This window comes from Veillonella sp., from assembly GCF_019414865.1.
Taxonomy (GTDB): Bacteria; Bacillota; Negativicutes; order Veillonellales; family Veillonellaceae; genus Veillonella.
Genome location: NZ_DXLG01000051.1, coordinates 1 through 10,929 on the forward strand (window position 1 = coordinate 1; position 10,929 = coordinate 10,929).

At 38.3% G+C, this 10,929-nt stretch carries 7 protein-coding genes; all 7 read right to left on the reverse strand.

Annotated elements, in window-relative coordinates; translation table 11 throughout:
- Positions 1-111: 111 nt before the first annotated feature.
- A complete protein-coding gene (locus tag QZ334_RS04670) occupies positions 112-1,014 on the reverse strand; it encodes a lysophospholipid acyltransferase family protein (protein WP_039969450.1) in 903 nt (300 codons plus the stop codon).
- A gap of 6 nt (positions 1,015-1,020) precedes the next feature.
- Positions 1,021-2,052, reverse strand: a complete 1,032-nt coding sequence (gene lpxD / locus QZ334_RS04675) for a UDP-3-O-(3-hydroxymyristoyl)glucosamine N-acyltransferase (RefSeq protein WP_295232327.1) — start codon at positions 2,050-2,052, stop codon at positions 1,021-1,023.
- A 31-nt stretch (positions 2,053-2,083) separates the two neighbouring features.
- Complete coding sequence (locus tag QZ334_RS04680) at positions 2,084-2,614, reverse strand: hypothetical protein (protein ID WP_295232330.1); 531 nt, start codon at positions 2,612-2,614, stop codon at positions 2,084-2,086.
- Positions 2,615-2,625: 11 nt separating this feature from the next.
- A complete protein-coding gene (locus tag QZ334_RS04685) occupies positions 2,626-3,597 on the reverse strand; it encodes a hypothetical protein (protein ID WP_295232332.1) in 972 nt (323 codons plus the stop codon).
- 29 nt (positions 3,598-3,626) lie between these two features.
- The gene (locus QZ334_RS04690; protein WP_295232335.1) at positions 3,627-4,115 is read right to left on the reverse strand and encodes an OmpH family outer membrane protein; all 489 of its coding nucleotides are present in this window, start codon (positions 4,113-4,115) and stop codon (positions 3,627-3,629) included.
- Positions 4,116-4,222: 107 nt separating this feature from the next.
- Entirely contained in the window at positions 4,223-6,394 is a 2,172-nt protein-coding gene (locus QZ334_RS04695; protein WP_295232338.1) for a BamA/OMP85 family outer membrane protein, read from the reverse strand.
- 177 nt (positions 6,395-6,571) lie between these two features.
- Positions 6,572-10,858, reverse strand: a complete 4,287-nt coding sequence (locus QZ334_RS04700; RefSeq protein WP_295232341.1) for a translocation/assembly module TamB domain-containing protein — start codon at positions 10,856-10,858, stop codon at positions 6,572-6,574.
- Positions 10,859-10,929: the final 71 nt, after the last annotated feature.

Consider the following 10,929-nt stretch of genomic DNA (forward strand, 5'->3'; position numbering starts at 1 on the left):
ATACTGTATTATGCACCATAAAAATAAAAGAGACTTTACGATGCTTAATTTATGCGGTATTTAAATCAATACTACATAAGTAGGCATGTAAAATCTCTTTATATTTATTAACTAGTGAAATACATCTGGAGGTGTTTCAATTTGTTCGCCATAGAAACGACGTGTCCACTTCCAACGATTGTGAAGCCAGAACCAATCTTCAGGATATCGACGAATATAATCTTCAATAAACTCATTTAAAAGAGTTGTGGTAACCGCTATATCACGCTTTTTATCGTCTGTACGTTCCACATAAATTGGTGGATGTACCTCAATCTCATATTTTTCAGAAAACGGACTATAATGTATAGTCACAAAAATGATTGGTACGTCTTGCATACGAGCCAATACAGCTGGACCTGCTGCCGTTAAAGTTTCATAACCAAAGAATGGAACAAGTACACCATCATCACCAGGATCCTGATCCATAATAAGGCCTAAAAAAGCACCTTTTTTAAGTTCATTGATCATTTCTCGTACCCCAGTTTTATAGGTTACATGTTGGTGCATGATACGACGATATTCATTGATAAACTTGTCCGCATCACCATTCTGTTTCATTGCCACAGAAATCAACGGATACCCTTCCGAAGCAAGAACACCGCCAAGGAGTTCCCAGTTACCACTATGAACAGCGGCTAAGATTGCACCTCGACCATTTTCCAAGGCATCATCTAAGTACTCTCGATTAATAAACTCCACCATATCTTTGTATGCGCCATCCTTAATCTCTGGATAGCGTAATACATCAATAATCATGCGACCAAAGCGTGTAGTACTAGCTTTCGCAATACGTCGAGCTTCTTTTGGATCATCTGTAATATTACAGAATAGAATTTGGCCGATTGCTAGGCGCTTGCGTTTAGGCGGCACCGCTAGCCACGCAATTTCACCAAGCAATGTACCAATAGCATATTGCAAACCTTTAGGTAATAAGCAAATAAAGGCACTAAAGATTTTCATAAACCTATACATGGATTATTAGCTCTCCTTAAGCTGTGCTTTCAAAGCGTCAATTTCTTTTTGTAATTGTTTTACAGTTTTCACCATATCTGGCAAACGATTTTCATAAGCAGCCAATTTTAACCATTCTTTATGAGGTCTCATTGGATAGCCTGCCATAATAGAGTTGGATGGTACATTACCTGTAATACCAGTTTTACCAGCAAATTGTACATTATCACCAATCGTAATATGACCAGTACAACCAGTTTGTCCAGCAAAGATAACATGATTACCACATTTAGTACTTCCGGCAATACCAACCTGAGCGATTAGGAAGCAATCTTCACCAATCTCAACATTGTGACCAAGATGAACAAGATTGTCAATCTTCGTACCACGACGTACTAAAGTAGAGCCCATTGTAGCATTGTCGATAGTTGTACAAGAACCAACTTCAACATCATCTTCAAGAATAACATTACCAACTTGTGGTATATGTGTATGTACACCATTTTCTGTAGCAAAACCGAAGCCTTCGCCACCAATTACTGCTTTAGCACGTAATACAACGCGTTTGCCTAAAATACAATTTTCATGAACAATAGCGCCAGCGTAAATATCAGAACCTTCACCAATACGCACATTGTGCCCAATATAAACATATGGACGAATTGTTACATCATCACCAATGACTGCATTATCATTAATAACACAATAGGCACCAATAGCAACATTTTTGCCAATTGTTACATTGTTACCAATAATAGCTGTCCTATGCACTTCTCTAGGAACAACAACAGGTGGATGGAAGAGTTCTAATACTTGTGCAAATGCTGCTTTTGCATTATCGACTACGATTTGTGCCATCGGTGCATCTTTCACTTCAGATTCAACGATCACAGCACCCGCTTGGCATAACGCAATATGTTCAACATATTCACCTACTGCAAAAGTTATGGATTGTTTTACTGCTTGTTCAAAGCTACGTGTTTCAGTAATAACAATAGAGCCATCACCTACAACACGACCGCCTACTAATGTTGCGAGTTCCTGTAAAGTTTTTTCCAAGGTAAACTCCTCCCCCTGTGATAATTCTTAATTATTGTGCACTTTCTTCAGTATTAACTGCTGTAGCTTGACCAGATTGTTGAGCATTTTGTTGCGCATCTTGTTGTTCTTGCGCTTTAGCAGCATTTTCAGCTTCCTTAATTTGGTCATCAGAAGCTTTACCCATCTTAGCGATCAAGTCGTCAGTTACATCAGTACCACCGCCTACAACAGCACCTTTTTCAATAACTACATCAAGTTTTTTCTCTTTTACAAGTTCACCAACTTTTTGTTCTTGATATTGGCGATATTCTTGAGCTTTTGCATTTGCAAAGGCATTTAATTCTTGATTAGCTTGGTTAAATACATTTTGTTTAGATGCTTCATCAGCAGCGGCGATTTTAGCATCTAGCTCAGCTTTTTTAGCGTTAATTTCTTTAGTAATTTCAATACCTTTTTCAGTACTATTTGCTACTTTCACGCTATCAACGTAACCAACATTATTAGAACCACAACCACCTAAAATAGCCATGGAAGCTACTAAAGATGCACCTAATACTAAAGATTTAATACGTTTATTCATAATATAACTCCTTATTGAACTCGATAGGACGCCTTCACTGCATCAGTAATATCAAGCCCCTTAATATTACCACCATCATCGATGATGACTAAATCCAAATGTTGTTCCTCTGCAATAATTGCTACGCGCATACGAACATCTTCTAAAATGGCTTCATGAAGTGCACTCACTTCAGCTTCTTTATCTGAAAGCTTTTTAGCCCAAGAATCATTCCAATCCTGTGCTACAGGTAAGTTATTATTAGCAATGATCGATTGTGCTTGTTGTTGAACCATAGTATCTCGTTTAGCCGCCAATTCCTTTTGTAAGGTTGCAGCATATTGGTTAAGTTCTTCTTGACCTTTTTGTTGCATAGGCGCAAGTTCTGCCTGTACTTTAGCCTTAATAGAGTCTACATCAAGATTCGATGGTTTTCTCTTAGCTAATAATTCCTTTAATCGCTCCTCTTTCTTAGCCTTCTCTGCCATAGCTGCTTGCTTTTGTGCATCATCAATATACACACGAGCATCATAAGCATATAAATCTAATTGGAGATTAACGATTTCAAGATCATATTCATTGGAACTAACCTTTAATTCCGACAAATATTTTTGAGTAAGTTCGTTTCGTTTTGCATTCAATTGCTGATTCAATTCATTTTCTTTTGTTGCAATACGAGTTTGCAATTCCACCGTAAGAGCACCTGACAAGGTTGAATCTAATGCAAGAGATTTCAACTGTTCCTCTTGTGTCTCTGACTTGGCATTTAAAGCTTGTTGTTCTAATTCATATTGACGTTGCAAAAGATCCAATTCATTTTTAGCTTGTTTATAATCCTCATAAGAAGGATTAAATTCTAATACATCATCAATACGTACAACACCTATTGATACCCCATCAGGACTCTGCTGACGATTTGTCACAAATCCATAGGCCCAAACCATAGCACATAATGCAACAACGAGAAATATGGCAAATCCGATATATCGTTTTTTCCCGTTCATTGTCGTTCTCCCTTACATAGAACTACAGTTTATTTTTTTGCATCAGTAGCTAGTTTTTTTAATACTTGATCTGTAATATCAACGCCACCGTATAGTACTGTGTCTTTAGTCATAACAACGCTAAGACCTTTAGCGTCGCCCACTGCTTTTGCAGCTTCCATAGCTTTATCTTGAACAGATTTAGCAATTTCTTGATCTTTTTTTGCTAAGTTTTGACGTGCTTCTTCAGCGAGCTTTTGTTTAGTCGCATCATCTTGTGCTGCATCAATTTTAGCTTGTGTTTCTTGTTGTAATTGGCTTTGATAGCTCATATATTCTTGAGCTGCAGAGATATAAATTGGATTATCTTGAGACATCATACGAGATGTATCGATAACACCAATTGTACTATTACCACTATTACCGCTTGGTGTAGCCATTTGTGTATACGCTAATGCGCCAATACCAATAATAAAAATAGCAGCAATGACGATGGAAAAGATTTTCACATTCGCCTTGTTGTTCATCATTCGCATCATAATAGAGTGCCCTCATTTCTTTAAATTACTGCATCAAAGGATGCCATATAGAGATATTGGTGAAAGCCTCTTTAGAAAAGAGGCCTCCACCATATACATTTACTATATTAGAATTGTGTGCCGAAGCTGAAGTGGAATTTATTTTTATGTTTACCCACGCCATAATCAAGTTTAACTGGGCCAATTGGTGTAGTAATACGAACACCAGCACCAACGCCATAGTTAAATGTTTTCTTGCTGTTGTACCAAGATACATTTGGTGCATCCCATGCATCACCGATATCAGTGAACAATACACCACTAACCTTTTTAACGATTGGGAAGCGGAATTCCAATGTAGCATTGTACATATACTTGCCACGGAATTGATCATCTTCGTAACCACGTAAGGAGTCTGCACCACCCAATGTGAACAATTGGCTATAAGGAGCATCACCTTGGATAAAACCACCACGCGCACGGAATGCCAATACATTCTTAGCACCTAGTTTTTTATACATACGTGCTTCAGCTGTGAATTTGTAGAAGTCGAAGTCACCGCCTAAGCCATGACCAGCCCATTGTGCTGTATAAGAAATACGACGACCACGTGTAGGTTCATAAATATTATCACGGGAATCGTATACCTTTTGCCATGTAATGGAATTGATACGGCCAAAGTTTTTATCTACATATTTATCATTTGCAAAGTTGTAGGAACCATTATTCCAATTTTTACCTTTGCCCGCATTTTTATCATAACGGAAGCCGGAGCTGTCATCATCATCCCATTTATAAGAATCTTTACGGGATTCAAGAGTTAAGTAATCACGAGTATATTCCCCTGTTTGACGACCGAAGGAAATATTGAAACCACGAGATTTCTTGTTATATTCAGCTACTTCATTACCATCTTCGTTGTAATCAGTGTATTCATCTTCACGGTTGAAGAAGGAGAAGCCCAAGGATGTACCTTTGCTATCAATCCAAGGTTTCAAGTAAGAGATTTGGTAGTTTTTGTATTTTTTCTTACCACCGATTTCCCAGTGAACTTTGAATTTATCACCAGTACCGCGGAAGTTATCTTCACCAAATTCAATGATACCCATCAAACCATCAGATTTAGAGTAACCAGCACCTAATGTAATAGTACCTGTTTTATGTTCCAAAACATCGATTTCAATGATTACATTGTTAGGGTCTTGATCACCTGGCAACATGCGAACATTTACATCATCAAAGAAGCCTAGGTTGTATACGCGTTCTACAGAACGGCGTACCAAGAATTTATTGAAAGGTTTACCTTTCTTTTGAACGAATTCGCGAGTAATAACTTTATCGCGAGTTTTCTTGTTACCAGCAGGAATGATATCTTCAACAATACCTTCTACGATATGAACATGAAGCACGCCTTGGTCATCTACGCGAATACCATCAACATGTGCCAACATATAGCCATCGCGAGCGTATGCTGCGTTGATACCTTGAACCTTTTGGCCTACGTATACAGAGTTAAGAACTTGACCTGGTTGAAGGTCCATGAATTTAGTCAATACTTCAGAAGTATAAACTGTATTACCTTCGAAAGCTACACCAGTAGTAATTGGATTTACTGTAACAGCAAAGTCCAATTTAACGCCTTCAGGTACTGTTGTAAATACAGGGTTTACTTCAGAGAAGTAACCAGTATTACCAAGGTTAGTTACGTCTTTAAATACACCATCAACAGATACAGCATCGCCGATTTTTTCTGTCAAGATAGGCAATAATTGTGCTTGTTGTTCAGCTGTTACACCAGAAATAGATAAACCAGTAATCAATTTACCTACATATGGATTAATAGACTCAGCATTAGCAGATGTAACATATTGAGCTTCTACAGTTGTAACAGCTTGAGTTTGGCCATTTTCAGCAGCCTTATCGAGGTCAGTACCACCAGTAGTTTTAGACACCATTTTTACTTGTTTGTCATCTGTTTTCAAAGCAGCATTATTAACTGTAACAGTTCCGTCAGAACCTCTAACTACAGTACCATCGCTAGATACAGTTGTATCACCACGAGCTGCTAAGATAGCTGCATCAGTTTCATCTTGTGTTGTTGCAGGTGTAGCTGCATCAGCATTGTAAACAGCTTGAGTAGTAGTAGCATCATTAGTAGTTGCTGCACTAGTTGTTGTTGTGTTATTTAAATCTGGAGTATAGCCAGCTTGTACCTCTGCAGCAAATACACTGCCTGTCCCCATGACAGCAGTCAACACGGATGCTGCAAGCATACTTTTATAGGCTTTTGGTTTAAACATAAATTCCTCCTAGAACTCATCCCCATAAAAAGTTTACATCTTGTTTTATAAAGACTAATAAATCTTTATTATTATAGCATAAAATACTGGGAATGAGTACTATATTAAACAAATTTTATGAAATTAATATGACTAGAATGTGCATACCCATGGGATTTGCACACTCTAGCCATAAACTTAGAAGCTTCTTGTCCAACGACCACCTAAATAATTGTTTCCTTGCGATGTACGCCATGCAGTGAACTTGAGGTTTCGTTTTACAGAATACTCAACACCATATTTATTTTGTTTATTATTGATACCTTGAGAATAAGTAAGCATTACCTTTGGCACAATATACTTGCCAATTTCAATGTTGTAATTACCTGCTGTTGCCCTATTAGTTGGTTCATCAGGATCAATGGAACCTGTCGTAATATTAATCCGATCTAAACCTAATGTATTTTGCAATGCATCTTGCACATAGCCAAAGGCAAACATTTGTAAACCTGCTGTAGCAACAGCATTCACATCATCATTTGTCAATGTACTACTATTTGAATCTGCACCACGACCAAAGGTTAACATGGAAATAATTTGCTTTCTAGACAAACTAGGATTAGACGACAAAGTAAGATCCATATGGTCTACAGTCCCTTTTACACCAAGCATAATATTGTAGTTGCTTACATTCGTTTCAGCCTCTAATTGTAAGTTTGGTAAATAGGAACCACCTACAAAGTGTGCATTCCCCTTCGTAATATTAAATACATGACTTAAGTATTTGAACGTACCAGATTTAACATCGAACTGGCCACTAGCAGTTGGGTTTTGTAATGTGCCACCGAAATGAACATCACCACCGATAAACATGTTATATAGAGTTCGATCATATAAGCGTACGCCCTTGCCAGCATGAATATTAACATCTACACCCATGTTGGTGCTACTTTCACTAGACTGCAAGGAAAGAGGAATCTTAAATTGGATGTTTTCTAGGTCCAAATTACCTATCAAGGTAGGTAATCCATCACGTTCCGCAATGTAAAGTTCACCATTTAATGGGCCTCTCACATATTCGCTACGAACATCGAGTCCATCAAGTTGAACGGCAGCCTTATAGTTGGTAAGCTCATGACCAGACCAATTTACCTTAGCAGCTAAACCAGCACTACCTTTCCCCATATTGATACGAGATTGGAAATCCCCTTGTTGTCCAGAGAAGATTAAATCTCCGTCAATACCAGTAATTTCATTATCTACATTGGCCAATTTCATAGTACCATTACGTACAGATACTGTGCCGTATGCCTCAGGTTGGTCTATAGTCCCTGTAAGCCTAATTGCACCCTTTAACGGCCCCGTTGCATCTTTAACACTAGTAGTAACAAGAGGAATAACAGCCATATCTGCTTCGTTAAAGTCAATTGTTACATCCATAGATTTAGCATCACTAGCTTCTAAATAACCAGATGTATAAAGAGCCGCCAATGGAATTTTACCATAAATACTGAGCTTATAGCCTCCTTTAGCGCCTTGAATACGTTGGATTTGAATGACATGATCTTGCATTGTAGCCAACGCAAAGCCTTCATCAATACCAATTCCATTGAACGAACCGGACTCTACTGCACCAGATAATTCCACCTTAGGATTTTTAGTTTCTCCAGTAACATTCACAACACCTGTTACCCAGCCTGTTGCTTGAATATCCTTACCTACAAGTGGTAAGAATGGCACTATGTCGACATCCTTTAAGGCTACTTGTAAATCAGCTTGCCCATCGAGATCCAAAGTACCACCCATAGCAATGAGGCCCTCACCAACAGGTAGTTTTAAAGTGGTAATTTTAAACTTACGATTAGCTAGGCTAGCATCAATTGTTGCATCCCCTACTACCTTATCATCAATGCTAACATCGTTAATTTTACCATTTACAATAACACTTGGATTGTCCTTCGTACCTCCAATTTCAACAGAGCCATTTAATTGACCATCGAGGTGCTCATCAGCTCGATCTAATAAAGCCAATAAGTTCTTTACACTACCATTGGTAACATCTAAAACACCAAATAACTGTTTACTATCATCGAGCTTCATGCCACCTTTGGCAACATAACGACCACCATTTGATTCAGCAAACGAAAAATCTTGTACATTTACGACGGATTTATCTGCATACACGTGGCCATGAATATCAGTCAATAATTGCCCATTTATAGATAAAGCATCAGATAAAATGTAACCATTAAACTGAGGGTTATCCATAGAACCTGTTATAGTACCACGGCCTGCTAGTAAACCATCCACCTTATAGTCGGTATTGATGAGCAATCTCCCCATATCGATTTTCTTACCTTCAAAATCAATATTAATAGCCTCTTTTGATACAGTACCGCCACCGGTAATAGTCGCACCATAACCTTCAATATCAAAGCGATAAAATTCTAATCTTTCATTTTTATAGTTATACTTTGCAAAAGCGTTAGTTATAAGTTTGCCATATGCAGACCCATCCCATAAATGAGCTCGGCCTTCTACAATAGGATTGGCTACAGTCCCAGTTATATGGTTATCAGTTTCAAACCATCCTGTAATAGGAATATCGGTTACAGGACGAATTAGATTTTCAATACGTACAGCACGAGCTTTAGCATTTAAATCTAGGGCGTCAGTATTGATATTATACCAACCGGTAATATCATAGCCACCACTACCGTCACCAATATGACCATTTGTAATTGTTAGAACATGATTGTCTAAAGTAATATCACTATGAATATCATTAAAATGAGCACCCTTATAGAGAACCTCTTGCCCCCATACAGTACCAGTCACATTAGGATTATCTAAGGCGCCTTTTACATTAATAGATGTGCTAACAGTACCAGCAACATCGTCACCTATGATTGAACTAAGTGATGTTAACGGTAACGCATTACCAGAAATTGTGGCATCCACTTGACCATTTTGAATAGAACCATATCCACTAAAGGATCCAGTTCCCATATTTCCAACCATAGTTATATTGGTAAGATTGTCACTATGGGTTAGATCCGCTTTTACAGAATCCAACACTATACCACGGACCCCAATCTGATGGCCCTGAACAGCGCCTACAAGATCTGTAACTTGATTATTCTTACCCAAAACGTGGATTTCTCCATCAATAGTTCCCGTAATAGGCATCGTCAAATCTTGTGTAAAAGCATCTAACGATAAGGCATGAACATCAGCAATAGCGTCAAAATCACCTGTATCTACGACGTATTGACCTTTAACTTTAGCATTACCAGCGCCAATAGACAATTGAGCATCATCGATACGAACTAATCCATTATCGTATACTACATTTCCCTGTACGCGATCCACATGGTACCCTTTATAAGAAATACCATCACTGCCTATGGTTGCATCCACCCGCGGCGCTACAGTAGTGCCTCCAATATGAGCACGACCACCGACAATACCAGTAACCCCCACATCTGTAATGGCTTCTAGATTTACCTTATCTGCTACAACATTAAGATTAAGATATTCTTCGTCTTTCCCCAAGGTAACGAGACCATTAAGCTTAGCTGCTTGATCATTGATACGCCAAGAGCTGTGGCTAATAACAATTTGGTCATGATTGAGCATAATACGACCTTCACCATCAGTAATGGTATACATCGTATTGCCCCGCTTATAAGTGCCTGTTAAACCTTTAAAGCCTACATTGCCACTCATAATATATTGTCCATCTTCACTTTTAACATTGAGATGTAAATCTTGTAATTTCCCCTTCGTAACAACAAGATCTTTGCGCAACGGAATAAAGCTCATAATACCAGCAGTATCAATTTCATCGGCTTGTACAAAGACATCGAAATTAGATACATCGTCCATATCTATTTTGCCATTTACAAGGACAGATGAACCATCTACATCAGCTGTAAATGCCCCTTTGGACATACCACTCATATTAAGAGCAACGGTGCCATCAAGGTTTTCAACATTGCGTTTAACGCCATCTTTAGTGCGCAGCGCTACATGGCCATTATTAATGGTAATATCACCATCAAAACTACCCGATTTATTCGGATCAGATGGTTTAACTAACTTTTCTATACTCCAAGACCCCTCGTTCAATTGCCATATGTGAAGATCAGGTGCATCCACGGTAACATTGGATATAGCTGTCGCCCCTGATGTGTTACCCCCAATTATACTTGGTAATGCAGATAGTTTAACCCCAACAGCTACATCTTGTGCCGTCCCTACTAAGTGACCATCCCGATCTTTAATCACCACATCAGATAAAACTACATCACCATTCCAATTGATACGAAGAGAATCATAGTCCACAGATCCGTTTATGGTATTATTTACTTGTTCTTTAACCATAGGTGCTACATAGGTCTTAGCTATAGGGTTTATACTAACACCAACTGCAGAAAATCCTAAAATTGCAGCCCCTATGAGACACCACTTTTTACGGGTCATAATGATCTCCCATACACATTATGAATAAAATAAATATATATACTAATCTTACCACACACACAGTAATAACT